Below are 26,485 nucleotides of genomic sequence, written 5' to 3' on the forward strand. Positions count from 1 at the left end.
TGATGGCTGCTGGCCGAGCACAACGATCCACCGGCCGGACGCGCCGTCCACCGGACGGCACCGGCACCGGCCGGTCAGCCAATAGAGGGAGTGCGATGAGAAACCCCCTGGCCCTGATCAGCGCGACAGTTGTGCTGGCAGCGGCAGTGTTGACCAGTGGCGTCGCGCAGGCGGCGCCCGATTCGGCCACGGCGCCAGCCGCCGTCGGAGCCGTCGCGCCGCCGCACACCGAACCGCCGGTCGCCGCCCCGCCGGTCCCGCGACCGACGCCGTTCAAGGAGGCGCCGCTCGGCACCGCCACCGGCAGGACGGCCGCCCCGCCCGACTTCGGCCCCGGGGAACGCGTGCTCTCGGCGTACCACCGGGGGAAGCTCTCCCGCGACGACGCCGTGCGGTATGGCCTGGCCGCGGTGCGTTCGCCCCGGTCGTTGCCGGTGCACCTTCGGCCGACCGGTGCCATCCACGACCCGCAGCGATATCTGACCTACCTGTCGATGTTGGCGGCGAGCGCCGATGCGGAGGCGGCGCGGGCCATCGCGCCAGATGTCGCGGTGCCTGCCGGCGCCGCCACGGCCGCCGACTACGACGACTGCGCCGCCGAACCGTACGACTACCTCGGGGTGACCTATCGCTGCCGGGCGTCGGCCGGCGAATTCCTCGTCCTCTACAACATCGCCGGTGGAGGCAGGCCGGGCATCCCGGCGGACGCCAACCCGAACGGCCGGGCGAAGGCGGTGCAGCATCTGCTGAACGCGCTCTCGATCGCCGTCGACGAGTATCGCGAGATGGGCTACCCGCTGCCCGTGCGGGACGGCAAGCCCTGGGTGCTGGTCTACGGCGTCGACGAGATTCCGATCGTCGGCGGGGCTGGCCTGCCCATCGACGCGCCGTTCGTCCTGCCGTTCGGCTTGAACCAGCAGGCGACCATGCTGGTGCCCAACGGGCAGGACGACTGGGACTACCTGCCGCGGCATGAGCTGTTCCACGTCATGCAGTACCAGTACTGGGATCGGTCCGACGTCGGCCTGGACTACCTGGCCCTCTTCGTGGGCGGCAAGGAGTTCGGCTCGATGAACTGGTGGATGGAGGCCACCGCGGAGTGGGCGACCCGCCAGACCTACGCCCGTGCGCCGTACGTGCCCATCCCCGGCGAGGAGAAGCTGTACGCCCGCAACGTCTACGACGTGCTCAGCAAGCCCGGGGCGGCACTCAACTCCTGGGGCGGGCTGGGCGGCGGTCCACAGTATGGCGCGTTCCTGCTGCCGACCTACCTCACCGAGCAGATCGATGCCTCCTTCGTGCGACGCACGTGGGAAAGCGTCCGGGACCACGACCATCTGCCGATCGAGGCGATCCGGCACACCGCTGCGGGCTACGGCCTGAACTTCGCGGACATGCTCCTCAACTACCACATCGCCAACTATCGGCTGGCCAAGGCGAACGCCGCGCCCGCACCGACGGTGGACGCCTGGCGCATCTACGGCTACTCCGACTCCGACGCGAGCCTGTGGCGCGGCAACCTCACCGGCGCGAGCGGGACGAGCGGCGACGCCCTCGGGGGTGCCAGACCGGCCCGCAAGAGTCACTCGACGCCCGCCGGCACCCAGGTGGAGTACCAGGACATCCTGCGTAAGGGCGGTGCTGTCTACCACGACTTCCGCGCGGTCAAGAACTCCGGCGACGCGAGCTGCGGATACTGCTCGACCCTGCTGGTGGACACCACCAGGGACACCAACCGCAGATCTGCCGTCGTCGTCTGGTCGCCGACGGGAAGCACCGGCACGCTGGCGAAGTACCCGAGCATCCACACCGTGCGCCATCCCGACGCGGGTGGACTGATCACGGTGCCGAACTTCGCGTACCCCATGGTGGCCACCCTGGTGACCACCTGGACCGAACTGGACATCCACTCCGCCGACGCGGACGGCAGCCCGAAGACGTTCACCACGAATGTGGAGAGTGTGCTGCCACTCACGGCCCGCTCGTGCGCGCTGCGCCCGCTCTCGGTGCGCAGCGTCGAGATCACCGTCGAGCCGGAGGGCACGTTCAACAGGTACGCCGCCAGCACGCCGGACGGCTGGACCGGTGGCGACTCCACGTACTCGGTGAAGTTGCCGGACGGCCGGATCGTGTGGCTGTTCTCCGACACCTGGATGGGCCCGCTCAACGGCGACGGCACCCGCCCGGTGAGCGCGCCGCTGGTCAACAACACCTTCGTCGTGCAGAACGGCGGCAGCCTCACCACCTACCAGGGTGGCACCGCCGGGGCCCCTCGGGCGTTGATGCCGCCGTCGGGGCCCGGCAAGTGGTACTGGGTCGGTGACGGCCACCTCTCGGGCGGACAACTTCAAGTGGTGTACCAGGAGTACGAGCGTTTCGGCTCCGGCGCCTGGGACTGGCGGTTCAACCGCAACGTCGTCGCCAACTTCGCCCTGTCCAACCTGCGGACCCCGGTCAGCGTCCGGGAGTTGCCCTCGGCCAGCGGGGTCGCCTGGGGCTCGGGGCTGCTGCCGGCCAGCCGCAGCGGCGACGGCTACACCTACGTGTACGGCGTCGACGACTCCCCGATCAACAAGCAGATGCGCATCGCCCGGGTGTACGGCAGCGACCTCGCCAACGGCACCTGGCAGTACCACACGCCGTGGGGTTGGACGCTTCGGGAGCAGAACTCCCGCAACCTGCTGACCGGCATCGCCAACGAGTACAGCGTCACCCCCTGGGGCGGACAGTTCCTCCTCCTCAGCCAGGACAGCACCGAGGCGTTCAGCGGGCAGATCAACGCTTGGACGTCCTGCTCACCGTACGGCCCCTTCACCCAGAAGACCCCGGTCTACCGCATGCCGGAACCCGGCCCCTACGGCAGCTACTGGAACCCCAACGTCATCTCCTACAACGCCCACGTGCACCCGGCGCTCAGCTCCGGTGACACCTTCATCGCCTCCTACAACGTCAACAGCATGGACACCCGCGTCTCCCCGGACGCGGATCACTACCGCGATCCGGGCATCTACCGCCCCCGCTTCTTCCGATTCGTCCTCGGATAACTGCTGCGGTTCGGCCGGGCGTAGGACACGCCCGCCGAAACGATCGGGCATCACCGGCGCCGCTGCGTGGCGCCAAGAGCGCGACGCGACGTGGTCGCCGCCCATCGCCAGAGCTGGCGAAGGGCGGCGACCATTCGGCATTCGCCCAGGTGACGGCAGACCCTCGCCCGTCCAATGTGGCTTCATGTGGCTCATCCATTGACTTACCCGGAAAGCGGGCGTAAACAAAGCACAAGCAAAACGAAACGGCGGTGAAACAACACGATGTACGCCGAAGAACGACAGCAGGAGATCCTTCGCATCGCCCGGGACGTGGGCCGGGTCGAGGTGGCCGGGTTGGCCGACGGACTCAACGTGACGTCGGAGACCATCCGCCGCGACCTCACCATCCTGGAGCGGGCCGGGGTGCTGCGTCGCGTCCATGGTGGAGCGATCCCGGTTGAGCGACTCGGGTTCGAGCCCGCGCTGGCGGCGCGTGACGCGGTGCTCATCGAGGAGAAGGAGCGCATCGCCAAGCTCGCCCTGAGCGAGGTGCCCGAGGAGGGCGCGATCATCCTCGACGCCGGCACCACGACCGCCCGGCTGGCCCAGCTGCTGCCGGTCGACCGGGAGCTGACCGTCGTGGTCAACTCGCCGGTCATCGCCGCGACCCTCGGTACCTACGCCAACCTCAACGTCCTGCTGTTGGGTGGGCGGGTCCGCGGGAAGACCCTGGCGACCGTCGACGACTGGGCGCTGTCGCCGTTGGCGGACCTCTACGTCGACGTTGCGTTCGTCGGTACCAACGGCATTTCGGTCGAGCGCGGGTTGACCACCCCGGACCCGTCCGAGGCGGCGGTGAAGCGGGCGATGGTTCGTGCGGCCCGCCGCACTGTGGTGCTCGCCGATCACACCAAACTCGGCAACGACTATCTGGCCCGGTTCGCTGAGCTGGCCGACGTCGACCTGCTCATCACCGACAGCCGTGCCGACGTCGATCTGGTCGGTGACCTGGAGTCCGCAAACGTCCGGGTGGTACGCGCATGATCGTCACCGTCACCCTCAACCCCAGCCTCGACCGGGCCGTGGAGGTCGACTCACTCACCCGGGGCGAGGTCATCCGGGCTGCCACAGCTCACCTCGACCCCGGCGGCAAGGGCGTCAACGTGTCCCGTGCCCTGCTGGCCAACGGGGTGCCGTCGGTAGCGGTGTTGCCGTCCGGCGGCGACGAGGGCAACCAGCTCATCCGCCTACTTCAGACGGAGGGTGTCGAGGTCCTCGCCGTGTCGATCTCCGGAAGGACCCGTTCCAACATCACCCTGGCCGAGCCCGACGGCACGGTCACCAAAATCAACGAGCCTGGCCCGGCCATGTCCCGCGCTGAGTTCGACGAGGTGATCGACCGTGTTCTCGCCCGCGCCAGCAGCGCCGACTGGGTCGTGCTGTGCGGCAGCGTCCCGCCCGGCCTGCCCGCTGACGCCTACGCCCAGTTGTGCCGCAAGCTGCGCGCTGCCGGTGTCCAGGTCGCCGTCGACACCAGCGGTCCTGCCCTGCGCGAGGCCGCCCTCGCCGGGGCGACAGTGCTCAAGCCCAACCGTGACGAACTGGCCGACGTGGTCGGCACCCCGCTGACTGACCTCGACGACGTGGTCGATGCCGCTCAGTGCCTGCGGAAATGGGGAGCCGGCACCGTCGTGGCCAGCCTCGGCGCTGACGGCGCTGTCCTGGTCGACGCCGACGGCGTCCGCACCGGCACCTGTCCGGTCGCCCGGCCCCGCAGCACAGTCGGTGCCGGCGACGCGCTGCTCGCCGGGTTCCTCGCTGCGGGCGCCCAGGGTGCCACCGCTCTCGCTGAGGGCCTCGCCTGGGGTGCCGCCGCGGTGAGCCTGCCCGGCAGCCGGATGCCCGGCCCCGCAGACCTGTTCCGCCACCACGTCACCATCCACCCCTAGCCGGACGAGCTTCTTCCCCCGCGGCCGTCTGGTCCGCCCCTCGATGAAGGAGATACCCCCCGTGACCTCCTCCTCCTACACACCAGAGGTGAAGGGCCAGGGCCTCAGGGCCACTGTGCAACGCCTCGGCGGCTACCTGGCCGCGATGGTCATGCCCAACATCGGCGCGTTCATCGCCTGGGGCCTGATCACCGCGATGTTCATCCCGACCGGCTGGATCCCCAACAAGACCCTGGCCGAACTGGTCGGCCCGATGATCAGCATCCTGCTACCGGTGCTCATCGGCTACACCGGCGGCCGGCTGGTCCACGGCCAGCGCGGTGCCGTCGTGGGTGCGGTGGCGACAATGGGCCTCGTCGTCGGCGCGGACGTGCCGATGATCCTCGGCGCGATGATCATCGGGCCACTCACGGCGTACGTCCTCAAACTGTTCGACGGCCTGGTCGAGAACCGGATTCGTCCCGGCTTCGAGATGCTCGTCGACAACTTCAGCGCCGGCATCATCGGCGCCGCGATGGCCATCGGAGGCGTCTACGGCATCGGCCCGGTGGTCGAATGGCTCACCAAGCAGGCCGGTTCGGGCGTCGACTGGCTCGTCGGCAGGGACCTGCTGCCGCTGACCTCGGTGCTCGTCGAACCCGCCAAGGTGCTCTTCCTCAACAACGCCATCAACCACGGCGTGTTCGGCCCGCTGGGCATCGCCGAGGCGGCCGACAAGGGCAAGTCGGTCCTGTTCATGATCGAGTCGAACCCCGGCCCCGGCCTCGGTCTGCTGCTCGCCTTCATGGTCTTCGGCCCCCGCGCACTGCGCCCCAGCGCCCCGGCCGCGATCATCGTGCAGTTCCTCGGCGGCATCCACGAGATCTACTTCCCGTACGTGCTGATGAAGCCGAAGCTGATCCTCGCCATGATCGCCGGGGGTGCGGCCGGCGTCGGCACCTTCGTGATCACCGGTGCGGGGCTGGTCGCCACCCCCTCGCCGGGCAGCATCTTCGCGTACCTCGCGGTGACCCCCAAGGGCGGCCACTTCGGGGTCGTTCTCGGCGTCGTGGTCGCCGCCGCCGTCACCTTCGCTGTCGCCTCGGCCCTGCTCGGCTTCGGGCGCGGCGAGCCCGACGCGGACGCTGTCGGCCCTGACGAGAAGACGGCTGACCACCCAGATGAGGACAAGGCAGTCGACCCCGACGAGACCCTCGACAAGTCGGCGAAGCAGGAGGTCTGAACACATGTCCACCATCAACGGCACCGAGATCAAGAAGGTCGTCGTGGCCTGCGACGCCGGCATGGGCAGCAGCGTGATGCTGGCCAGCCAACTTCGGCGGCAACTGGCGAAGAACGCGGTGACCGTCGAGCACACGCCGGTCAACTCGATCCCCGCCGACGCGGACGTGGTCATCTGCCACCAGGGGCTCGTCGCCCGGGCCCGGGTCAGCGCGCCGGACACGGTGATCGTGCCGATCCAGGTGTTCATCGGCGACCCGGCCGTCACCAGGGTCGTGAACGCGGTGCAGCGCGGCGGTGAGCTCAGTGGCTGAGCTGCTGGCCCGTGACGCGATCCGGCTCGACGAGCGGGCCGGATCGCGGGACGAGGCGATCAGCCGCTGCGGCGCGGTACTCGTCGAGGTCGGCGCGGTGGCCCCGGCGTACGTGGACGCGATGCTCGCCCGCGAGCAGAGCGTCTCCACGTACATCGGGGAGGGCGTCGCCATCCCGCACGGCACGCTGAACAGCAAGGAGTCGGTCCAGCGCGACACCCTCGCGGTGCTGCGCTTCCCCGACGGCGTCGACTGGGACGGGTTCGACGTGCGGGTCTGCGTCGCCATCGCGGCCGCCGGCGACGGGCACGTGGACATCCTCGCCCAGCTCGCCACTGTGCTGATGGACCCGGCGCAGGCGCAGCGGCTACGAGAGTCGACGAGTGTCGATGACGTGATCACCATCCTTGAGGGGAACCCATCGTGAAGGTCGTCCGATTCCACGCACCCGGTGACGTCCGCATCGAGGACGCGCCCGAGCCCACGCCGGGCCCCACCGACGTGATGATCCGCGTCCGGGCATGCTCCACCTGCGGCACCGACGTGAAGATCTCCCGCTTCGGCCACCACCACATCGCCCCGCCGCGCGTCATGGGCCACGAGATCGCCGGTGAGATCACCGAGGTCGGTGCCGACGTCACCGGCTGGCGGCCGGGGGACCGGGTCCAGGTCATCGCCGCCATCCCCTGCGGTACGTGCGCGGAGTGCCGGCGCGGCCGGATGACCGTGTGCCCCAACCAGGTGTCGATGGGATACCACTTCGACGGCGGGTTCGCCGAACACATGGTCGTGCCGCACAACGTCCTCGCCGTCGACGGGCTCAACCGCATCCCCGAGGGACTCAGCTTCGCCGAGGCGTCCGTCGCCGAACCCCTCGCCTGCGTCCTCAACGGCCAGAACCTCGCCGGTGTGGGGAAGGGCGACGACGTGGTCGTCGTGGGCTCCGGGCCGATCGGCTGCCTGCACGTCCGCCTGGCCCGGGCACGCGGCGCGGCCCGGGTGTTCCTCGTCGACCTCAACCGCGAACGCCTCGACCTGGCCGCCAACCTGGTGCAGCCGGACGCGGCGATCTGCGGCGCCGAGACCGACGTCGTCGACGCGGTGCTCAAGCTCACCGAGGGCCGGGGTGCCGACGTCGTCATCACCGCCACGGCCGCCGGCGCCGCCCAGGAGCAGGCGGTGCAGATGACCGCACGGCAGGGCCGGATCAGCTTCTTCGGCGGCCTGCCGAAGGACAAGCCGGTCATCTCCCTGGACTCCAACCTCGTGCACTACCGCGAACTGACCATCGTCGGTGCCAACGGCTCCAGCCCGGAACACAACAAGGAGGCGCTGCGACTCATCGCCGACGGCTCCGTGCCGGTCGCCGATCTCATCACCCACCGCCTGCCGCTCGACCGCGCCCTCGACGCCTTCGGCATCGTGGCGCGGGGCGAAGCGATCAAGGTGACGATCGAACCGTAGGAGGATCCGTTGCCCACCAGAACAGTCCTCGTCGGCTCCGCCAGCGGGCTGCACGCCCGCCCGGCGGCGCTGTTCGTCGCCGAGGCGGCGAAGCAGCCGGTGCTGGTCACCATCCGCACCGGCGACAAGAAGCCCGTGCCGGCCCGCAGCATGCTCGGCGTGCTGTCGCTCGGCGCCAAGAAGGGCACCGAGGTCACGCTGGAGGCCGGCGGCGACGGCGCGCAGGCCGCCGTCGACACCCTGGCCGACCTCCTCGAACGTGATCTGGACGCCGTCGATGCGTGAACTTCGGGGAATCGGGGCCAGCCCCGGTGGTGCGGCGGGGCCGGTCTACCGGCTGGCCCCGCCGCCGGCCCTGCCGCCGTCGGCGGAGACCGTTGATCCCGCTGCCGAGAAGGCGGCCGTGCGGGAAGCCGTCCTCGTCGTCGCCGCCGACCTGACCCGTCGCGCTGACACCGCAGTGGACGCGACCGCCGCCGAGGTCCTGCGCGCCCAGGTCATGATGGCGCAGGACGAGACACTGATCGACGCGGCCGACATCGCGATCGACGGCGGCGCGGACGCGCCGCACGCGCTCACCGACGTGCTCGCCGGGCACCGGGCCGCCTTCGAAGCCGCGGGCGGGTACCTCGCCGAGCGGGTCAGCGACCTCGACGACCTGCGGGACCGCCTCGTCGCGGCGTGTCTCGGGCAGCCGATGCCGGGCGTGCCGGACCCCGGCCACCCGTACCTGCTCATCGCCAGCGACCTGGCGCCCGCCGACACCGCCGGTCTCGAACCGGACCTGGTGCTGGGCCTGGTCACGGCCGAGGGCGGGCCGACCAGCCACACCGCGATCCTGGCCCGGACCCTCGGCATCCCGGCCGTGGTCCGCTGCGCGGGCATCCTGGACGTGGCCGACGGCGCGTTGGCCAGTCTCGACGGCGCGAGCGGCGTCGTGGTGGCCGGCGTCTCCGCCGAGACGGTACGCACCGTCAACGCGGACCGGCTCGCGGAGATCGAACGCCGCGCCCGCTCCCAGGGCCCCGGGCGGACCAGGGACAGCCACCCCGTCGCGCTACTGGCCAACATCGGCTCGGCCCGCGACCTCACCGGCGAGGTGGAAGGCGTCGGCCTGTTCCGCACCGAGCTGCTCTACCTCGACCGCAGCGACCCGCCGTCGCACGAAGAGCAGGTCGCCGCGTACCGCGACGTCTTCGCCGCGTTGCCGGGCCGCAAGGTCGTCGTGCGTACCCTCGACGCCGGGGCCGACAAGCCGCTGCCGTTCCTGCGTCTGGCCGACGAACCCAACCCCGCGCTGGGTGTCCGCGGTCTGCGGGTCGCACGGCAGACACCTACCGTGCTCACCACGCAGCTGGCCGCGATCTCGGTGGCGGCCGCGGCGACGGACGCCGACGTGTGGGTGATGGCGCCGATGGTCGCCACCGCGGCGGAAGCGGCCGCGTTCACCGAGTCCTGCCGCGAGTACGGCCTGCCGACCGCCGGCGTGATGATCGAGGTGCCGGCCGCTGCCCTGCGCGCCGGCCAGGTGCTGCGCCACGTGGATTTCCTCAGCGTCGGCACCAACGACCTCAGCCAGTACACGTTCGCCGCTGACCGCATGTGCGGCGACCTCGCCGACCTGCTCGACCCGTGGCAGCCCGCCCTGATCGCGCTCCTCGCCACCTGCGCGACGGCCGGCGTCGAGGCGGGCAAGCCAGTTGGTGTGTGTGGAGAGTCCGCAGCGGATCCCGATTTCGCTCTGGTGCTGGCAGGCCTGGGCGTCACCAGCCTGTCCATGGCTCCCCGCAGCATCCCGGCGGTGCGCGAGTCCCTGGCCGCGCACACCCTGGACGAGTGCCGCCAGATCGCCGAGGCGGCCCTTGCCGCCCCCAGCCCGGAGGCAGCCCGGGCGGCGGTGGCGGTGCTCCGCTCCAGCTCCGGGTGGGCGACGGCTGCACCTGACGAGGACATCCGGATCCGCAGCTGACAAGGCGTGGCCGTTATCTGGGACGCCCTAGCGTCATCAACGGTAGGGCAATGAGTCTCGGACACATTGTTTCCCCACGAAGCGTGATGTCTCCTCGCGTTTCGAGCGATCCCCGTCCCATTGGGCGGGGATCGGCTGTTGTGGCGAGGATGCCCTCCGCAGAGGTGAGCGGGTAGATAGCGGGCAGGACACCAACCCGGACCGTCGGACGGCTGACGTAGGTGGTCGTTGTTCGCCGATGTTGGCCGCCTACTGCTGCTCAAGATGGGACGCTGGCACGTGGACTGGGCAGCGAGCCGGGGGAGGGTGGCATCGGGATCACGGTGAACGGCCTCTGATGCGTACCGCTTCGATCGTAGTAGCGGCGCTGGTGGCGGCGGTGGTCGTGGACCTGATCTCCGGCGTGCTGGTTCGCCGGGTAGACCGTGGCCGTTACCGGTGGTTGTTGGAGCCGTTGCGGCATACCTGCCGGCGTCCGGCGGCGGCGGTACTGCTGGTGGGGGCGCTGTACTACGCGTTGCCGTTGGAACCGGTCGGGTGGCAGCGTCATCTGCGGCACGCCGTCCTGGTGGCCCTGGTTCTGTCCGGGGCTTGGTTGGTGATCAGGGCGCTGCACGTCGCCGAGGCCGTCGCGTTCAACCGGCTGCCGGGTGACGCGGTCGCCAGCCGGCGGGTCCGGCGGGCTCGGACGCAGATCCGTCCCGTGCGGCGGCTCACCGTCGCCGTCGTCACGATCGTCGCCATCGGCCTGATACTGATCACCTTTCGGCCGGTACGCCTCTTCGGTGTCTCCGTGTTGACGTCAGCGGGGGTCGTCGGGGCATTGATCGGCCTGTCTGCCCGTACCGCGCTTGGCAACGCTTTCGCCGGTGTCCAGGTCGCCTTCGCCGACGGGCTGCATGTCGGCGACGTGCTGGTGGTGGACGGTGAGTGGGGCCGAGTCGAGGAGGTGAAGCTGACCAACGTGGTGATCCGGCTCTGGGACGAGCGGATGCTCATCCTGCCAACGACGTACTTCACTGAGCGGCCGTTCCAGAACTGGACTCGCAACGAGGGCCGGGTAATCGGCAAGATCCAGATTCATGTCGACCACACCGCCGACCTGGACGACCTGCGCCGGGAGACGCGTCGGCTGGTCGAGTCCTCATCGCTGTGGGATCGCGACCAGTGGGTGCTCCAAATGGTCGATTCCACGCCGCAGACGGTGGTCATCCAGGTGCAGGCTTCGGCCGCCGACGGCGCGAGCGCCTGGGACCTGCGCTGCGACCTGCGCGAGGGTCTGATCTGCTACCTGCGCAACCACCATCCGCAGTGGCTGCCCCGCACCCGTAGTCAGTACCAGCCCTGAACATTGCTTGAGGACTCGCGTCCGGCTACCACGGAGCGACGCCCGCTCACGTCGCGCTGGCCTGCGTGCTGAGGCAGGACATGGTTGGGCCACTCCCCGATCGTCCAGCCCGGAACACACCCGCGAGAACGGATGCACGCGACCTGCGCCTGACCGCTCAGCTCGCGCCGCTGGACCGCTCCCTGCCCTTCTCGTCCCGCCAGCCGCCGGGTTGGGGATGGTAGCCGTAGGCGGCAGCCCGGACTGTTTCCTCGTTCTCCAGCCCTGAGCCAATCGCACCGCCAACAGTGGCCAGTGAGCTGGTGATCCAGGCGAGCCTCAGATAATCGCTGGAATTCACCTGCCGCTGCAGAATCTGCTCGAACACGGATGTGTCGATCAGCAGCGCCCCGACGAGCACCGTTCCCACGAACAGCACCACGTAGGACACCGCCGTGGCCAGACTGAGAGTGAGGATCGTACCCAGGTTGAACAGCCGTGCCAGCTCAGCCGGCGTCTCGCGGCTCGGCTTCTCCCACAGGTCGTGCGCAACGATCAACCAGGCCACCAACGCGCTCAACCCGAGCACCATGATCACAGCGAGCCGGAGTCCGCCGAGGGCATCGCCCATCTGCCAGATGGTGTCCGTGGTGAGCGCGAACGCGGCCGTGCCGAACGCGCCGACCAACAGCTTGGACAGGCCCAGCAGTGCCCGTCCCGGACGGTTGGCGCGAACCATGCCGGTCAACAGGCGCGCCCGGCCGATCAGCCCCGAGGCGAGGTAGCGCCGCTCACCAGCGTCGGCCCCGTCGACCACCCGACGGACGGCGGGAAGGTGCCGTGTCGTCTCGGCTGGTGCCCTGTCGGCCGGCGGCACCCGGTGGTCGGAGGCGTCGGCCAGCAGCTGGTTCACCAGATCCGGGACGGCTGTGCGGACCGAGCGCATTTGCCGCAGTCCCAGCGCGGGCAGGGAAATCATCCCGACTTGGCGTCGGCCGGAGGTCTGCGCGACCAGGGGCGCCCGCCCGACATGCAGTGGCAGGTCGGTCAGGCAGATGGCGACGTCCCACCGATCTTCCGTACGCCGCCTCGCAAGATCGTCAAGCAGCGCCTCCGCGCCGCCATCGCGACGCGGCGCCACCTCCCCCCAGCCTTGCCGGACGGTCCACCGCACGTCCGCGCTCACCCGCTCGGTGAGCCCGCTGACCAACTCCGCAGTGAGCCACCCAGCCACCCGGGCCGGCTGGTCCGGTGGGGTTGCCACCAGTCCCACGACTATTTCCGGGCGATGCCGTTCGCTGTGGGTCACCGCTGCTCCTCACCGGTAGCCGGGCACAGCCGGCGACGGCGAAAACCGGGGGCGTCACGCGCCGTCGCGACAGCTCCGGTGCCGATCGACATGCTGGTAGAGCCAGGTCGCCGAGGGGAACGTCTCGACCGTCGTACAGCGCCAACGCGACGCCTGCGTCGAACCGGTGGCCCGCCCAGGCAGCCTAAGAGACCACCGCGAAGGGTGTAGCTGATTCGCCGGGCTTAGGTCTTTTCGAAGGCGGACTACCACAAGACCATCAAGAAGACGACCGGCCGCAGGTCGGCAGGAAACCGCAGACATGCTCCCCGCCGACCTTCCCTCCGGACGCTACTCGTCGTTCACGGTGAACGCTCGAAGCCCGAGGTCTGGTGCCAGCGCTTCGGCAAGCCAGGTAACACGGTGATCACCAGCGGCCAGGCCGGCGCGAGCGACCGTGCACCAGTCGTCGCGATCGAGCAGGGAAAGGTAGCCGCTCAGTACGCGCTCGCGTCCGCCCTCGGGCCAAGCTATTCGGTCCGCCGCTGGGTGATGTAAATGCTCAGCCAGTTGCGCGGCGATGACGAAACGCTCTACCGACGGCTCTAGGCGGCCGGCGTGTTCGCAGTGGGCCTCTAGAACTGCGGAGGCGGGCGGGTAGTGCTCGAGCGTGATGCCCGTGCCGCCGCTGTCAGCCATGATGGTCAGCAGCAGGCCAGTGTGATCGACCAACTCACTGTCAGGATTCGCCGCGGTGATCGCCTCTTGCAGATGCGCCGTAGTGGCGACCAATCCGGCGAAGTAACGGTTGAGGTAGTCGCCATCACAGGCGCGTCGAAGCATCCACGGCCGCGCTGCGGTGCTGCCGATCGTGCACAGGGACTCCACGACATAGACCCGTCCCCAGCCCGTGACCCGCTCGGCCAGCCACAGCAATGCGTCCGAGCCACCGCACCACGACCGCCGTTCGAGCGCACGGGCAGCCAGTGGGCCGAAGCGGCCCGACAGCAATCCGATCGTTTTGATCAACTCGATGTCGTCGTCATCCCAGAGGGTGGTCAGCAACGCCAGACCAACAGTCGCAGCGCAGCGATCGGTCGCGTGCTGGACAAGCCATCGACCGGTCGCTCGAACACGTTCGGCGTCCACCCGACAGGCCGCAGCCATGATGTGTTCATTGGGATGGATCGGAACATCGATGTCATGGAACGCCCCGGCAAGGTCGCCCGGAACGGCGGACCGATCGGCGAAGTGCGCGTCCAGAACGGCGGCGACATCAGCACCGCTGCGGCGCCGATCCTCCGGCTCTCGAGGACGGGACTTCCGACCTCGGTGCTGCCTGTCATCTGGATACGGCTCACCGCCACGGAAAAGAGGCGCGTCTGGATCCTCGCGATGGATCCGCATCGCGTGATCAAATAACGACAAGTGGGGTCCGAGCAGGCCTGGCTCGGGTGTCACGCTCACCGGCGGACGGAGGACTCGATTCTTTCGATCATGCCCGGATCATGCCAGGCACTTCGACCGACCGGCAATCCCGCGCCGGACTGGTTGACCTCCCGGCCCCGTGCAAAGAAGAAGCATGTCCACAGAAGCCCGGTAGCAGCTGCGGCTGGACTCCCAGGCCCCGGCCCACTCAGCTGCATCCGCCCCTGCCTGCGGCTACACGTTCTCCCAGCCTGCCGACCTGCGCACTCGCTTGGCGGAAGTCGGCAATGAACGCTGACCCGGCCCGGACCGGGGTGCGCGGGCGGCGCCGGTGCCCGTCCCGGCTCAGCCCCGCCGGCCGGGAAAGTCGACGGTGAACGGCGAGGTGCCCACCCGGATGGCGGACGCGTCGACCTGCCGGACGTAGTCCGGGTAGCAGCGGTCGGCGTGCAGGCAGACCCGGACCCGCTGGCCAGGCAGGAGTCGGGCGTCATACCGGCCGTCCTCGACGTTCTCGTCGACTGCGACGATGTCGCCGGTGTCGGCGTTGTAGACGTGGACGGGGTAGCTGTAGCCGTACACCGGGAGGCCGTTGGCTTGGCCGGAGACGGCGGTGCCGGCGCTCATCCGCTCGTTCGCCACGGTGACGCCGCCTGCGACGACCTTGATCCGGGTCGCCTTGACGCTGTTCGGCGCCCCACCGGACCACTGGGTGGCGTAGACGCTGTTGGCGCCGCCGTTGCCCGGCGGGATGAACGCCAGTGACCACTCGTACGGGCCGAGCCCGCTGAAGGTGTACGAGCCGTCGCCGGGAACCTTCCGGGTGGTCTCGTACCAGAACGGATCGTAGGTCGTCAGCGCGACGGTCACCGACACCGGCTGGCCGGTGACCGCGTCGGTGATCGACCCGGTGATCGACCCAGCCCGGTCCAACAGGATGTCGGGCAGCGTGGTGATCCCGGGCCCTGGCGCGACCACCATTGCCTTGGTCCGGTCGCCGGTGCCACCGCTCGGGCCGACCCACTGCGCGCCGTGCCCCTCGGCCGAGCCGCCGGCCCAGATGTTGTACCGGTCCGGGTAGAGGCTCCGGAACCGCACCACCCCGTTCTCGTCGGAGATCTCGTTGGCGTCATAGATGTCGGGGAACCGCTTGTCCACCGAGATGGCGATGATTCCCGCGTTGGGCACCGGCGCGCCGGTCGCCCGGTCTCGCAGTGTCACGCACAGTTCGTTGCCGGGCGGCTGGACCGGCAGCGTCGCGTGGGTCACCCGCCCGGCGACCGCGGTCGCCTCGACCATCCCGCCCTCGTGTACGCCGTCGTTCGCGGAGCCGGTGAACCGGTAGTGGCCGGGCGGCACCTCCAGGTCGACGTACCCGTTCGGGAAGGTCCCGGCGGGGTTGGTGCAGATGAGGCCGAGCTCCAGCGGGTCCTGCACACAGAAGTTCCGCACCTCGGCGCCGGTGGCCGCATCGGCCGCGACGAACCGGATCCGGCCGGCCGGAGGAAGGACGTCGTCGACGACGAGCCGGCCACGGGTCGGCACGGTGACAGCTCCCCAGGGGAACCCGAGCCGGCTCGGGTAGTAGCGGGGCCGGAACACGCCGGGCAGTTGGTTGGTGATCCGGTAGCGCCCGGCCGACACCCCGGACACCCGCCACCGGCCGGCACGGTCCGTGGTGGTCGAGTAGGTCGGATGATCGGCGCCGGAGTCCGGCGCGAGGGTGACCCTGACCTGGCCGGCCGGTCGGCCGGACCGTTCGGTCAGAGTGCCGCTGACCGTCGCGGTGGCGCTACCGGCCCGGACCGGCGCGACCGTACCCAGCACCGCGTCGACGCCGAGCAGCAACAGCGCGCACAGCGCCGCCAACAACAGAGTTGCGGGACGTGCTAGTCGGCTGTCCATCGTGGTGACACCTCCGGAATCGGCAAAGCCCGGCTCGCTCGCGCACGTCAGGGCAGCTTAACTTTGGCAATCATCACTTCAAGTCATGTGACAAACACGGACAGCGTCGGTTTTCGAGGCATCTGCAACTCGCTACCGACGGTCCGGGCACCGCCAGCCGCGCAGCGTGAGGGAGCATGCTGCCGTGGCCAATCAGCCGTACGGGAACCGCTCCGGAGGCGTGTCGTTGACGGCGGTGACCGGCTCCATGTACCTGTCGAACGGTCCTTCGTCCTCTGGCACGTGGAAGAAGGCATAGACCAGGTTCTCGCGTGAGGTTCCTGCGCAGCGTGCCGCGGAGCTGGGGTTTGCCGGCGGCGCCCAGTTGCAGCTTGAACAGCATGTCGGCGAGTTCCGTACCGGACTGCCGCTCAACGGTCCGTCGCAGGCGGACCAACGAACGCGAACAGAACTGGGTTCGCCTACTGCCGTTGGAGCATTAATCCTGCCCTCAGGTTGATCGGGGAGGATGAGCGCAAAAGCATCAACTGGAGGGGGCGGGCTGGCGTGCAGATCATGATCGCCGATGACGAGGCGGCCATCCGTGAGTCGCTGGAGCGGGTGCTCCAGGTCGAGGGTTACGGCACCAGCACCGCCGCCAACGGTCTCGCCGTGCTCGACGGGGTCGGCGCAGACGCGCCGGATCTGCTGATCCTCGACGTGATGATGCCCCGCCTCGGCGGATTGGAGACCTGCCGGCGGTTGCGGGCGGCGGGTAGGGATCTGCCGGTTCTGATGCTGACCGCTCGGGATCAGGTCTCCGACCGGGTCGCGGGGCTGGACGCGGGCGCCGACGACTACCTACCCAAGCCGTTCGCCACCGAGGAGTTGCTGGCCCGGGTGAGGGCTCTGCTGCGCCGCCACGCGCCGGGCGACGACGAGTCGCAGATCCTGTCGTTCGCCGACGTCCGGCTCGATCCCGACAGGTTCGAGGCGTGGCGAGGTGGGCGACCGCTGTATCTGACCCGAACCGAGTTCTCCCTGCTACAGGTCCTCGTGCGCAACGCGACCCGGGTGTTGACCCGCGACGCGCTGTTCGAGGCGATCTGGGGCTTCGACATGAGCACCACCGCCAACAACCTTCAGGTGTACGTGAGCTACCTGCGCCGCAAGATGGAGGCCGCGGGTGAGCCGCGATTGATTTACACGCTGCGCGGCTTGGGGTACACGCTGCGGGAGACTCCTCCGTGAGCAGGCCCGCCGGTTGGGTACCGCGTCGGCTGACCCGATGGTGGCGCCAGCGGTCCCTGCGAACCAGGCTGACGGTGATCGCGGCCACGGCCATCGCGGTCAGCGTGTTCCTGGCTTTTCAGGTGGCCAGCGAACTGCTGGACTCGGAGCTGCGGGACAACGCCGAGAATCAGCTACGCGCGGACTCCCGCGTCGTGGCGACGACAGTGGAGCATTCCGGTCTGGCGCAGGTCCAGCTACCGCCGTATCCCGGATCCGGTCGGCTGGTGCGGGTCATCCTGCCCGATGGTTCGACCCGGACGCCGGCCGGCCAACCGGCGCTGCCGCCCGTCAGCGGGCACGCGTGGCGCGTGGCGCAGGGCGCGTCGGCCGACCTGATGGAGTCGAACGACAGCGACGACGACGGCTACCTCATCTACACGCTGCGGGTGGGCGACGGCGCGGTCCAGGTGGCCCGCAACAGCGACGACAGCCCGGTCAACCAGTTCGGGTTGGGCATGCTGCTGATCGGTCTGCTCTGCGTGGTCGGGGGTGCCCTTGTCGGGCGGGCCGTGGCGCGGACCGGGCTGGCACCGATCGACCGGCTGACTGCCGCCGCGGTTCGTGTCGCGCAGACGCGGGACATCGACGCCGATATCCCGGACGAGGGCGGCGGGGAGATCCGGCGGCTGATCCAGTCGATCAACGACATGCTCGCCGCGCTCCGGGATTCCCGGCGGGCCCAGCGGCTACTCGCCGAGGACGCCGCCCACGAACTCAAGACCCCGCTCACCAGCCTGCGCCTCAACGTTGAGCTGCTGATCCGGCTCGATCGGCGCGGCACGCTGGACAGCGCACTGCCGGCGGACAGCCGGACCCGACTGCTCAACGATCTCGGTGCCCAGGTGGCCGAGTTGAGCACCCTTGCCGCCGAGCTGACCGACCTGGCGCGCGGCGACGTCAGCGACGAGAGCACCGAGCTGCTCGATGTCGCCGATGTGGTGGTGGCCGCCGCGACCCGGGCGCGTTCCCGCGTACCCGACATCGAGGTCGCGCTCGACGTGACCACCGTGTGGGTGAGCGGGCGTCCCGCTGCGCTCCAGCGGGCGGTGCTCAACCTCATCGACAACGCCAGCAAGTGGTCTCCCGCTGAACAGCCGGTCCAGGTCCGGCTCCGTGCCGAGGGCGCGTCGGCGGTCCTCGAGGTCGACGACGCCGGGCCGGGCATCGACGCCGCCGACGTACCGCGGGTGTTCGACCGGTTCTACCGTGCCGAGAGCGCCCGGGCGCTGCCGGGATCGGGTCTGGGGCTGTCGATCGTGCAGCGGGTCGTCGACGCCCACGCCGGCCAGGTCACCGTCACCCGGTCCGCACGCGGTGGCGCGCTCCTGCGGATCATCCTTCCGGCCGCAGCCCCGCCCGCTCGGCTCACGCAGCTCACCGCAGGGGCGGACACGGTGACGGCCGCCGGTCCATGACAAAGATCCGGGACGGGCAGAAGCCCGCCCCGGATCGCGACTGTGCCGCCGCGCTCACCGTTGCGGCGCGGTTCCCTCCACGAGCGGCCGTTGATCGTCCGGCAGCTCCACCGGTCGGGACAACCGGCTCGGCCACCACATCCGCCGGCCGATCAGCAGCGTGAGGGCGGGCACCAGGACCGACCGCACCAGTAAGGCGTCGAGCAGCACGCCGAAGGCGACCAGGAACCCGACCTCGATCAGCATCACCAGCGGAAGTGAGGCGAGGACCGCGAACGTGGCCGCGAGGACCAACCCCGCCGAGGTGATGACGCCACCGGTGGCGGCGAGGGCTTTGAGCATGCCCTCTCCGGTGCCGAGACGCACAGTCTCCTCCCGGGCCCGGCTGGCCAGGAAAATGTTGTAGTCGATGCCGAGCGCCACCAGGAACAGGAACGCCAGCAGCGGCACCGAATAGTCGACGCCCTTGAACCCGAGGATCGTGTCGAAGACGAACACGCTGCCGCCGAAGGCTGCGGCGAATGAGACGATCACGGTCGCCATCAGGACCAGCGGGGCCACGATCGCTCGGAGCAGTAGCCCGAGGATGATCAGGACGACGATGAGCACCAGCGGGATCACCAGCTTCTCGTCGCGGGTGGTGGTGACCTCGGTGTCGAGGTTTTCCGCGCTCGGCCCGCCGACGATCGCCTCCGCCCCGTTCACCGCGTGCACGGCGGTACGCACCCGCTTGATCGTGTCGTACTCCGCGGCGGTGTCCGGCGCGTCGGTTGGGAACACGGAGATGTCGGCCCACCCTCCGCTGGTCTGCCCCGGGACGGCCAAGGCCACACCGCGAGTGCCCTGGACGACGTCGAGCACCCGCTCCTGGTACGCCGGCCGTGTGAAAATCGTCATCGGTTGGCCGCCGAGCTCCGGGAAGTGCTGGCGGAGGACGCTGAAGCCGGTGACCGACTCCGGCGCGGACAGGAACTGGTCCTGCTCCCGGAGGGCGCCGGTATTGCCCGCCAGCCCGATGGCGAGCACGCCGAGGACTCCGAGCGAGCCTAGCGTCGCCACCCACCGTCGGCGGCTGATGGCGGTGCCGAGCCGTCCCCACAGCCCCGGCTTCTCCTGGACGGCCGTGTCGAACCGCGGGATGGCCGGCCAGAAGATCCGCCTGCCGAGCACCACGAGCACCGCCGGGAACAGCGTCAGCATGGCCACCAGCGCGCACAGGATGCCGGCCGCGCCGATCGGGCCCAACCCGCTGGTGCTGTTCAGGTCGGCGACGAGCAGGCAGAGCAGGCCAGCGATCACGGTGGCCGCGGACGCGACGATGGCCGGCGCCGCGCCGCGTAGCGCGTGGACCATCGCGACCCGGACGTTCTCGTGGTGGTGCAGCGTCTCCCGGTACCGGGCGATGAGCAACAGCGCGTAGTCCGTGCCGACGCCGAATACCAGGATCGTCAGCAGCGCCGAGTTCTGGTCGTTGATCACGATGCCGAAGCCCTTGACGAGCAGGTAGACGGTCGCCATCGCGGTCAGTGCGGCCGCGCCCACAGCCATGAGCGGGATGAGCCATAACACCGGGCTGCGGTAGGTGAGAATCAGCAGGAGCGTGACGACGACGACGGTGGTGAGGAAGACCTGCAGGTCGATGCCGTCAAAGACGGCGTCCATGTCGCCGTCGACCGCGGCGGGTCCGGTCACGTCGAGTTCCAGGCCGGCGGGGCGGTCCTTCGCAGCCTCACGCAATGGGCCGACGATGGTCTCGGGTGCGCCGTAGGTCGTGCTCACGTCGAGGGTGAACATCATCGCCTTGCCGTCGGTGGAGGGTTTCGTCGCTGAGTCCTCGTCGTCCTCGCCGCCCGCCGTCGTCGCCTTCGGCGGGTACCGCTTGGCAAGGGTGTCGTGGTGGCGCTCGACCGACGCGCGGTCGGCGTCGGTCAAGCCGCTGGCACGGTGGTACACGAAGACGAACGTGTTGTCCTCACCGCCGGGGAGGCTGTCCTCCAGCACGGCCACCTTGGTGGACTCGGCGCTGGCCGGCAGGGTGTCCACGGCTTTGTCGGTGGTTACCGAGCTCAACTTCCCGCTCAGCGGCACCATGACCGCCGCCAGCGCCACCCACAACCCGATCACCAACCATGGCACCCACCGGCCTGCCAAGCGACCGGCCGGTGCGTCCCCGGGCGGTGCTGCATTGACTGCCATCACTAGCTTCCTCCATACGGGTCACATCGCTTATCTGATGTCGACTTCGTACCGAGCGAATCTGAGACGACCGTTAATGCGCCGGTCAGGCCGAATGGCCGAGCCAGATGCCGAACGCACGCACCAGCGTGGCGGGGTCCAGATCCTGCGCGGTGGGCAAGGCCCGGGCGACGCAGCCGTCGGGCCGGAACAGCTAGGCGTCGACGTCGATCCGGTCCGTGCGGGTGGCGACGGTATTGACCGTCCGGTCCACGCGGCCGCGGCGTCGCGGACATCTGCGCGGTCGGCGAGGCCGAGCAGAAGCACACGACCCTCACGCGGCAGGTCCGCGGACCGGATCACGTGCACAGGATCCGAATCGGCAGGTCGTCGTCTCTCACTCCTGCCCGAGATCATGCCGGCAGTGGAGATCGGTTGCCGGCTCGGCCGTACGCACTGGGGTCGGGCCTGGCCACCGAGGCGGCCCAGGCGGTCGTCGCGCGCACTCGTGCCGAGCTCGACCTCGGGCGGCTGGTCAGCATTCACGTCGTCGGCAACGAGGCGTCCGCTCGGGTGATGGTCAAGCTGGGCATGTCGTTGGATCGCGAGACTGTGCAGCCGGGCACCGGCCGCCGGGTCCGGGTGTACGCGATGGACCTGTAGCGCGGCGTCGAGGCATGAGCCTGGCGGTCAGCGTTGGCCGGGCCGACGTGCGAAGCGCGTCACGATTGGCGAAGCGCGTGAGCGATCTCCTGCCGCAGCAGTGCGGCCTCGTCGTCGCTGTCGCACAGCAGCAGCACCGTGAACTCTGGCCGACCGACCGGAAACGCCCAGTGCCGCACGGCCTGCGACAGAACCCGGAACAGCGTGTTCCGGTCGTCAGCGCTGCTCGACAGCATCCGGGCCACGTTGTCGACGACGATCAGGTACCCGTCCGCGGGCAGCCAGTTCAGATCACGAAGACAGTCGGACAACGCGTCCCAGTTCCAGCCGAAGTAACCGGGGAAGAGCAGCGCGTCGGAGAACTCGTAGAAGGCGAGGTCCGCGTCCGCCATCCTCGTTCCGTCAAGTCGGGCGACGACGAACCTGCCCGTTGCCGGTAACACCGCCGCCAGCTCGACCAGGGCAGTGCGTGAGCAGACCACGAGGTGCTCGGCGGAGTCGTTCCGCCCACTGCTCGTCATTCAGTCCAAGCTACGCGACGGCGTTCGATGAGGCTCCGGCATGCCGGTCACGCCGACATCCTGCGGGAGCTGATCGACGGTTCCACCGGTCGACAGGGGCCCGCAGCTCCCGGGGCGATCGCGAGTCGATCGCCCCGGGGTGTCGTTCGGCGGTTTGTGACGTACCCCTAGACCGGGGTTGCGGGAATGAGCTCGACGACGCTGCCGGTGGCTCGGGACTGCTCCGCCGCCCACACGACCCGGTGTGAGGAGATGCTCTCCTCGGGTCCGGAGGTGACCAGTGAGCGGTCACCGGTGGTGACCGCCGCGATGAACGCCTCGATGAGTGCCGCGTCGGCGCCGCCGTGCCCGTCGGCGGCCGAGGCGTCGCCGTCGGGATCCAGGTCGATGGTCTCGACGTCGTCGGTGAGGAAGTCGTGGACCCGCAGGGTGCGACCGTCGCCCTCGATGCTGCCGAGCGTGCCGAAGATCCGGGTCTTGCGGAAGTCGAGCGCCGTGAAGGCCGTCATCGTGAAGGCGACGGTGCTGCCGCCCTCATATTCGAGGTTGACCACCTGGTGGTCGACGACGTCGTTGCGACCTGCGTAGACGCAGACGCCGTACGGGCCGTCCTCCAGGGCTTTGCGGACGCCGTCCGCGCTGACATCGTCGGTGAGCACGCCCAGCGGCCATGCCTCGTGGACGGGGTCACCGAGGAACCGTTCGTAGATCCGGATCGCGGAGTAGGCACAGGATCGTTCGACCGGGCAGTCGACGCAGCGTTCGGTCGCTCCAGCCGGACGGTTCTCCGGCCGGAAGTGGGCGAGGCCGCCGAAGGAGGAGACCCGGCGGACCGGCCGGCCGATGAGGTGGCCGAGCCAGTCGATGTCGTGGCAGGACTTGGCGAGCAGCATCGAGGAGGATTCGGCCTCCACCGCCCAGTTGCCGCGCACGTAGCTGTGGGCGTGGTGCCACCAGCCGACAGGTTCCAGGTGGTCGATGCTGACGATCGCACCGATCCGCCCGGCGTCGATCAGCCGCTTGAGCGTCTGGGAGTAGGGCGTGTACCGGAGTACGTGACAGACGGCGAGGAGGACGTCGTTGTCGACGGCTGCGGCGACGATGCGTTCCGCCTGCTCGGGCAGCGGCGCCATCGGCTTCTCCAGCAGGATCGCGTAGCCGCGCTCGGCGAAGGCCACCACCGGCTCGACGTGCGCGCGATCGGGGGTCGCGACGATCACCGCGTCGGCGAGCCGGGGCTGTGCGGCGAGGTCTTCCCACGAGGCGAACCGGCGCTCGTCGGGTACGTCGAACTCGTCGGCCAGGGTGATGCGGCGGGCGGGGTCGGGATCGGCGACAGCCGCGATCGTGGCGTTTGCGGTGGCCACGGCGAGCCGCGCGTAGGCGGCGCCTCGCGCTCCGGCACCGACGATCGCCAGTGTGATGGACATCAGGTGTCTCCTATTTGATGGCGCCGGAAAGGATGCCTTTGACGAAGTGGCGCTGGAAGAAGAGGTAGAGGATGACCACTGGCACGATGACGATGATCGTTCCGGCGCTGAGCAGCGGGATGTTGCGGCCGTAGGCCTGGATGAACTTGCCGAGCCCGGACGGCGCCGTCCGCATCGCCGGGTCCTGGATCAGGATCAGCGCGAGCAGGAACTGGTTCCACGCCCACATGAAGTAGAGAAGGCCGAGGGTGGTGAGCGCCGGCCGGGCGGTGGGCAGCAGGACCTGGCGCAGGATCTGCCTGCTGGTCGCGCCGTCCATCTCGGCGGCCTCGGTGAGTTCCGGCGGCAGCGACTCGAAGTGGCTCCGCATCCAGAACACCCCGAACGGCATGAACGCCCCGATGAGCGGCAGGATGACCGCCCAGTAGGTGTTGAGGAGTCCGATCGACTTGAGGTCGTAGTAGAGCGGGATCACGATCGACTCGTACGGCAGGGCCAGACCCAGCATGAGCAACGCGAAGATCGGCCCCCGGACGGCTAGCCGCATCATCGCCAGCCCGTATCCGGCGAGCGTCGCGAGCACCAGCGCGAGGGGTACGACGCCGAGCGCGATGATCAGGCTGGACCGCATGAGGTCAGCGAAGCCGCCGGTCGACCAGGCGTCGACGTAGTTGTGCCACTGCGGATCCGACGGCCACGCGAGGCCCGGGCTGAGATTGTCCTGTGGTTGCAGCGACGCGGCGAGGATCGCGTAGAAGGGAACCAGCACCGAGGCGGTGGCGGCCAGCAGCGACAACCGGGTCATTGACCGGATCATGTCTTCTCCCGGGTGAGGCGGTTGAGGGCGAACATGACCGCGCAGGTCAGCAGGGACAGGACGACGGCGAGCGCACAGGCGGTGCCGACCTGCCCCGCGGTGAAGGTCAGCCGGTAGATGGCGACACCGGGCACCAGTGTCGACTCACCGGGGCCGCCGGCGGTCATCACGTAGACGACGTCGAAGCTGGCCAGGGCGGCGATCACGGTGACGGTCGCGGCCACCGACATCTCCCGGCGCAGACCCGGCACTGTGACGTGCCAGAACTCGTGGATCGCGCCGGCGCCGTCGAGCCGGGCGGCTTCGTACAGAGCCGGATCGATCTTGCCGATTCCGGAGTACAGCAGCAGGAAGCAGAGCCCGGTCGAGACCCAGGTCCCGACGACTCCGACCGCGGGGTAGGCCCAGGTGAAGTCACCCAGCCAGGCGCGGGTGAAGTCGGACAGGCCGACCGCGCGCAGCAGCGCGTTGAACGGTCCGTCGTCGTCGAAGAAAAGCTTCCAGACGCTGCCGACCGCGACCAGCGGAAGGATCTGCGGCAGGAATATCACGGTACGGACGAAGGGCATGCCCTTCCAGGGCACGTTCGCGACGAGCGCCGCCAGCACCAGGCCGAAGCAGATCGGGATGACCGAGTAGAAGAGGATCAGCCCGAAGGCGTGGACCAGGGAGAGCCGTAGCGCCGGGTCGGCGAGGATCTCCCGGTAGTTGTCGAGCCCGGCCCAGGTGGCGACGCCGATCCCGTTCCAGTCCCAGAACGAGATCCAGAGGCTGTGCAGCCAGGGCGCGATCACGAAGGCCGCGTAGAAGAGCAGCGCCGGTGCGGTGTAGAGCAGCGGTACGAGTCGTGCCCGCGACCGCCGGGCCCGCACCGGCGTCGCGGGGGCGACGACGGTGCGGTCCCGGACGGCCACGCGATTCGCGAGGCTGTCAGCCATGCGTCTTGGCCCAGTCGGACTGGACGGCCCGGATGAACGTGGCCGGGTCGACCTTGCCGGCGATCAGCTTCTGAGTCTCGGCGACCAGCGTGTCGTTCATGGTCGCTGTGGCGTTGTTGTTGAACCCGATGAGCCCGTCATCGGCGTTGACCTTGTTCCAGGCGGCGATCAGGTCGGCGGAGATGGTGCCGGGCTCAGCGGTCACCGTCGAGGTGTCCGAGGGCAGGAAACCTTGCGCGAACGAGGCCTTGGCAGCCTCCGGGCCGCGCAGGAAGTCCAGGAAGGCGGCGGCGGCCTGCGCGTTCTTCGACTTCCGCGAGATCCCGTACGCGACCGAGGTACCGATCGCGGTGGCCTTGGGGCCGGGGAACGGCACGAAGCCGGCATCGCCCTTCAGTGCGTCGCCGATCTTCTTCGAGTCCCAGGAACCGTCCACGAAGAAGACGCCGTCGCCCTTGGTGAACTTGTCCACCGCACCCTGCAGGTCGATGCCATTGGCGTCCTTGGAGTAGTAGCCCTTCGTGCCCCAGTCGGTGATGCTCTGGGCGCCCTTGGTGTTCCCGGCGGTGTCGAAGGTGGATCCACCCTCGCCGAAGACCCACTTGGCGTACGCGGCCGGGCCGTCCGTGGACTGACCGATGAGCTGGATCGGGAAGGAGGCGTGGCCCTCCTTGTTGCCGAGTTGCAGTGGGGTCTCACCGCCGGCCTTGGCCTTGGCCAGCGCGGCCTCCAGGTCCTCCAGTGAGGCCGGAGCGGCGTCGATGCCGAGCTTCTTCAACGTGGCCTTGTTGTAGTAGAGACCGACCTGGGAGAAGGACGCGGGTGCCGCGTACAGGTCGCCCGACCCGAGGGTGGTGCCGTCCTTGGCGACCCGCCACTGGTTGAGCTGCCCGGCCGGGTACGCCGACTCCCAGCCGTACGCCTTGGCGTAGGGCTGGAGGTTGAGGATCAGTTGGTCCTTGACCGTGGTGCCCACCGCATTGAGCAGCACGATGTCGGGCGAAGTGTCACTGGACAACGCGAGGTTGAGTGACTTGTTGTAGTCGTCGTACGTGGTGTCGACGTAATTGATCTTGACGTTGGGGTGCTTCGCCTGGAACGCCGGGATGATGTCCTTCATGGCGGCGCCCGACTCGGGGGTGGCGATCAGGTTGAGTTCCACAGGTCCGGCCGGCACACCGGTCTGGACCGCCGCGTTGGCGTCGGCGGCCGGCTCACCGTCCGACGAACTGCCCGGCGCGCACGCTCCGAGCGCGAGGAGCACGGCGGCCGCGCTGAGCGCACTCTTCGCTGATGTCATCGATTTCATGGGGGTCTCCCTGGGCAGGAGTAGTTTCGAAGGAAACTTGCGTTCGCTATAGTG

The 26,485-nt window shown here is 69.3% G+C and carries 22 protein-coding genes and 1 pseudogene; 14 read left to right on the top strand and 9 right to left on the bottom strand.

Annotated elements, in window-relative coordinates; all coding sequences use genetic code 11:
* The first annotated feature begins 95 nt into the window (after positions 1-95).
* The 10 genes and pseudogenes from AB0C03_RS17330 to AB0C03_RS17375 all read left to right on the top strand — a co-directional run bounded on the left by AB0C03_RS17330 (position 96) and on the right by AB0C03_RS17375 (position 11,291).
* Positions 96-3,044, top strand: a complete 2,949-nt coding sequence (locus tag AB0C03_RS17330) for a DUF5005 domain-containing protein (protein WP_357637717.1) — start codon at positions 96-98, stop codon at positions 3,042-3,044.
* Positions 3,045-3,308: 264 nt separating this feature from the next.
* Positions 3,309-4,070 carry a DeoR/GlpR family DNA-binding transcription regulator gene (locus AB0C03_RS17335; protein WP_210857855.1) on the top strand — a complete coding sequence of 254 codons (762 nt, stop codon included), beginning with the start codon at positions 3,309-3,311 and terminating at the stop codon, positions 4,068-4,070.
* Positions 4,067-4,975 carry a 1-phosphofructokinase gene (gene pfkB / locus AB0C03_RS17340; RefSeq protein ID WP_357637721.1) on the top strand — a complete coding sequence of 303 codons (909 nt, stop codon included), beginning with the start codon at positions 4,067-4,069 and terminating at the stop codon, positions 4,973-4,975. Before AB0C03_RS17335 ends, pfkB begins: the two co-directional genes overlap by 4 nt.
* Before the next feature lie 61 nt (positions 4,976-5,036).
* Positions 5,037-6,197: a mannitol-specific PTS transporter subunit IIC gene (mtlA, locus tag AB0C03_RS17345; protein WP_357637725.1), complete on the top strand. Its 1,161-nt coding sequence runs from the start codon at positions 5,037-5,039 to the stop codon at positions 6,195-6,197.
* A gap of 4 nt (positions 6,198-6,201) precedes the next feature.
* On the top strand, positions 6,202-6,510 hold the full coding sequence (locus tag AB0C03_RS17350; protein ID WP_210863704.1) for a PTS sugar transporter subunit IIBC family protein: 309 nt from the start codon (positions 6,202-6,204) through the stop codon (positions 6,508-6,510).
* A complete protein-coding gene (locus AB0C03_RS17355; RefSeq protein WP_357637728.1) occupies positions 6,503-6,937 on the top strand; it encodes a PTS mannitol transporter subunit IIA in 435 nt (144 codons plus the stop codon). Before AB0C03_RS17350 ends, AB0C03_RS17355 begins: the two co-directional genes overlap by 8 nt.
* Complete coding sequence (locus AB0C03_RS17360; protein WP_357637731.1) at positions 6,934-7,974, top strand: zinc-dependent dehydrogenase; 1,041 nt, start codon at positions 6,934-6,936, stop codon at positions 7,972-7,974. Before AB0C03_RS17355 ends, AB0C03_RS17360 begins: the two co-directional genes overlap by 4 nt.
* 9 nt (positions 7,975-7,983) lie before the next feature.
* A complete protein-coding gene (locus tag AB0C03_RS17365) occupies positions 7,984-8,259 on the top strand; it encodes an HPr family phosphocarrier protein (protein ID WP_210863712.1) in 276 nt (91 codons plus the stop codon).
* Positions 8,252-9,871 (top strand): annotated as a pseudogene (ptsP, locus tag AB0C03_RS17370) (phosphoenolpyruvate--protein phosphotransferase); the annotation flags it as partial. The gene AB0C03_RS17365 and the pseudogene ptsP, both read left to right, overlap by 8 nt.
* A 409-nt stretch (positions 9,872-10,280) precedes the next feature.
* A complete protein-coding gene (locus AB0C03_RS17375) occupies positions 10,281-11,291 on the top strand; it encodes a mechanosensitive ion channel family protein (protein WP_357637738.1) in 1,011 nt (336 codons plus the stop codon).
* Positions 11,292-11,448: 157 nt separating this feature from the next.
* On the opposite strand, the gene AB0C03_RS17380 is transcribed toward AB0C03_RS17375, so the two are convergent.
* Both AB0C03_RS17380 and AB0C03_RS17385 read right to left on the bottom strand, forming a co-directional pair.
* Positions 11,449-12,579, bottom strand: a complete 1,131-nt coding sequence (locus AB0C03_RS17380) for a hypothetical protein (protein WP_357637741.1) — start codon at positions 12,577-12,579, stop codon at positions 11,449-11,451.
* A gap of 330 nt (positions 12,580-12,909) precedes the next feature.
* Positions 12,910-13,623 carry a hypothetical protein gene (locus tag AB0C03_RS17385; protein WP_209444481.1) on the bottom strand — a complete coding sequence of 238 codons (714 nt, stop codon included), beginning with the start codon at positions 13,621-13,623 and terminating at the stop codon, positions 12,910-12,912.
* A 36-nt stretch (positions 13,624-13,659) separates the two neighbouring features.
* On the opposite strand from AB0C03_RS17385, the gene AB0C03_RS17390 reads away from it, so the two are divergent.
* Positions 13,660-13,980 carry a hypothetical protein gene (locus tag AB0C03_RS17390; RefSeq protein ID WP_209444480.1) on the top strand — a complete coding sequence of 107 codons (321 nt, stop codon included), beginning with the start codon at positions 13,660-13,662 and terminating at the stop codon, positions 13,978-13,980.
* A 351-nt stretch (positions 13,981-14,331) separates the two neighbouring features.
* On the opposite strand, the gene AB0C03_RS17395 is transcribed toward AB0C03_RS17390, so the two are convergent.
* Positions 14,332-15,891: a carboxypeptidase regulatory-like domain-containing protein gene (locus AB0C03_RS17395; RefSeq protein WP_357637745.1), complete on the bottom strand. Its 1,560-nt coding sequence runs from the start codon at positions 15,889-15,891 to the stop codon at positions 14,332-14,334.
* 555 nt (positions 15,892-16,446) lie between these two features.
* Here AB0C03_RS17395 and AB0C03_RS17400 point away from each other — a divergent pair.
* Both AB0C03_RS17400 and AB0C03_RS17405 read left to right on the top strand, forming a co-directional pair.
* Positions 16,447-17,121, top strand: coding sequence for a response regulator transcription factor (locus AB0C03_RS17400; protein WP_209444479.1), 675 nt, complete (start codon positions 16,447-16,449; stop codon positions 17,119-17,121).
* Between the two features lie 74 nt (positions 17,122-17,195).
* Complete coding sequence (locus AB0C03_RS17405; RefSeq protein WP_357637749.1) at positions 17,196-18,578, top strand: HAMP domain-containing sensor histidine kinase; 1,383 nt, start codon at positions 17,196-17,198, stop codon at positions 18,576-18,578.
* Positions 18,579-18,632: 54 nt separating this feature from the next.
* Here AB0C03_RS17405 and AB0C03_RS17410 read toward each other — a convergent pair whose 3' ends face one another.
* Positions 18,633-20,714, bottom strand: a complete 2,082-nt coding sequence (locus AB0C03_RS17410; RefSeq protein WP_357637752.1) for an MMPL family transporter — start codon at positions 20,712-20,714, stop codon at positions 18,633-18,635.
* A 474-nt stretch (positions 20,715-21,188) separates the two neighbouring features.
* Between AB0C03_RS17410 and AB0C03_RS17415 the strand changes: the two genes are divergently transcribed.
* Positions 21,189-21,416 carry a GNAT family N-acetyltransferase gene (locus tag AB0C03_RS17415; RefSeq protein ID WP_357637755.1) on the top strand — a complete coding sequence of 76 codons (228 nt, stop codon included), beginning with the start codon at positions 21,189-21,191 and terminating at the stop codon, positions 21,414-21,416.
* A 59-nt stretch (positions 21,417-21,475) separates the two neighbouring features.
* Here AB0C03_RS17415 and AB0C03_RS17420 read toward each other — a convergent pair whose 3' ends face one another.
* The 5 genes from AB0C03_RS17420 to AB0C03_RS17440 all read right to left on the bottom strand — a co-directional run bounded on the left by AB0C03_RS17420 (position 21,476) and on the right by AB0C03_RS17440 (position 26,431).
* Positions 21,476-21,937 (bottom strand): barstar family protein, encoded by a 462-nt coding sequence (locus AB0C03_RS17420; RefSeq protein ID WP_357637758.1) that lies wholly within the window; start codon positions 21,935-21,937, stop codon positions 21,476-21,478.
* Between the two features lie 167 nt (positions 21,938-22,104).
* Complete coding sequence (locus AB0C03_RS17425) at positions 22,105-23,367, bottom strand: Gfo/Idh/MocA family protein (protein ID WP_357637761.1); 1,263 nt, start codon at positions 23,365-23,367, stop codon at positions 22,105-22,107.
* A gap of 10 nt (positions 23,368-23,377) precedes the next feature.
* Positions 23,378-24,172, bottom strand: coding sequence for a carbohydrate ABC transporter permease (locus AB0C03_RS17430; protein WP_247680440.1), 795 nt, complete (start codon positions 24,170-24,172; stop codon positions 23,378-23,380).
* 8 nt (positions 24,173-24,180) lie between these two features.
* Positions 24,181-25,122, bottom strand: a complete 942-nt coding sequence (locus tag AB0C03_RS17435; protein WP_210861130.1) for a carbohydrate ABC transporter permease — start codon at positions 25,120-25,122, stop codon at positions 24,181-24,183.
* Entirely contained in the window at positions 25,115-26,431 is a 1,317-nt protein-coding gene (locus tag AB0C03_RS17440) for an ABC transporter substrate-binding protein (RefSeq protein WP_081883684.1), read from the bottom strand. Before AB0C03_RS17440 ends, AB0C03_RS17435 begins: the two co-directional genes overlap by 8 nt.
* Positions 26,432-26,485: the final 54 nt, after the last annotated feature.

The sequence above is a fragment of the Micromonospora parva genome (assembly GCF_040649675.1).
GTDB lineage: Bacteria > Actinomycetota > Actinomycetes > Mycobacteriales > Micromonosporaceae > Micromonospora > Micromonospora parva.

Coding starts and splice junctions, on each gene's coding strand:
- AB0C03_RS17330 (WP_357637717.1), top strand. CDS start 96: ATGAGAAACCCCCTGGCCCTGATCAGCGCGACAGTTGTGCTGGCAGCG.
- AB0C03_RS17335 (WP_210857855.1), top strand. CDS start 3,309: ATGTACGCCGAAGAACGACAGCAGGAGATCCTTCGCATCGCCCGGGAC.
- pfkB (WP_357637721.1), top strand. CDS start 4,067: ATGATCGTCACCGTCACCCTCAACCCCAGCCTCGACCGGGCCGTGGAG.
- AB0C03_RS17350 (WP_210863704.1), top strand. CDS start 6,202: ATGTCCACCATCAACGGCACCGAGATCAAGAAGGTCGTCGTGGCCTGC.
- AB0C03_RS17375 (WP_357637738.1), top strand. CDS start 10,281: ATGCGTACCGCTTCGATCGTAGTAGCGGCGCTGGTGGCGGCGGTGGTC.
- AB0C03_RS17395 (WP_357637745.1), bottom strand. CDS start 15,891: ATGGACAGCCGACTAGCACGTCCCGCAACTCTGTTGTTGGCGGCGCTG.
- AB0C03_RS17400 (WP_209444479.1), top strand. CDS start 16,447: ATGATCGCCGATGACGAGGCGGCCATCCGTGAGTCGCTGGAGCGGGTG.
- AB0C03_RS17420 (WP_357637758.1), bottom strand. CDS start 21,937: ATGACGAGCAGTGGGCGGAACGACTCCGCCGAGCACCTCGTGGTCTGC.
- AB0C03_RS17425 (WP_357637761.1), bottom strand. CDS start 23,367: ATGTCCATCACACTGGCGATCGTCGGTGCCGGAGCGCGAGGCGCCGCC.
- AB0C03_RS17430 (WP_247680440.1), bottom strand. CDS start 24,172: ATGACCCGGTTGTCGCTGCTGGCCGCCACCGCCTCGGTGCTGGTTCCC.
- AB0C03_RS17435 (WP_210861130.1), bottom strand. CDS start 25,122: ATGGCTGACAGCCTCGCGAATCGCGTGGCCGTCCGGGACCGCACCGTC.
- AB0C03_RS17440 (WP_081883684.1), bottom strand. CDS start 26,431: ATGAAATCGATGACATCAGCGAAGAGTGCGCTCAGCGCGGCCGCCGTG.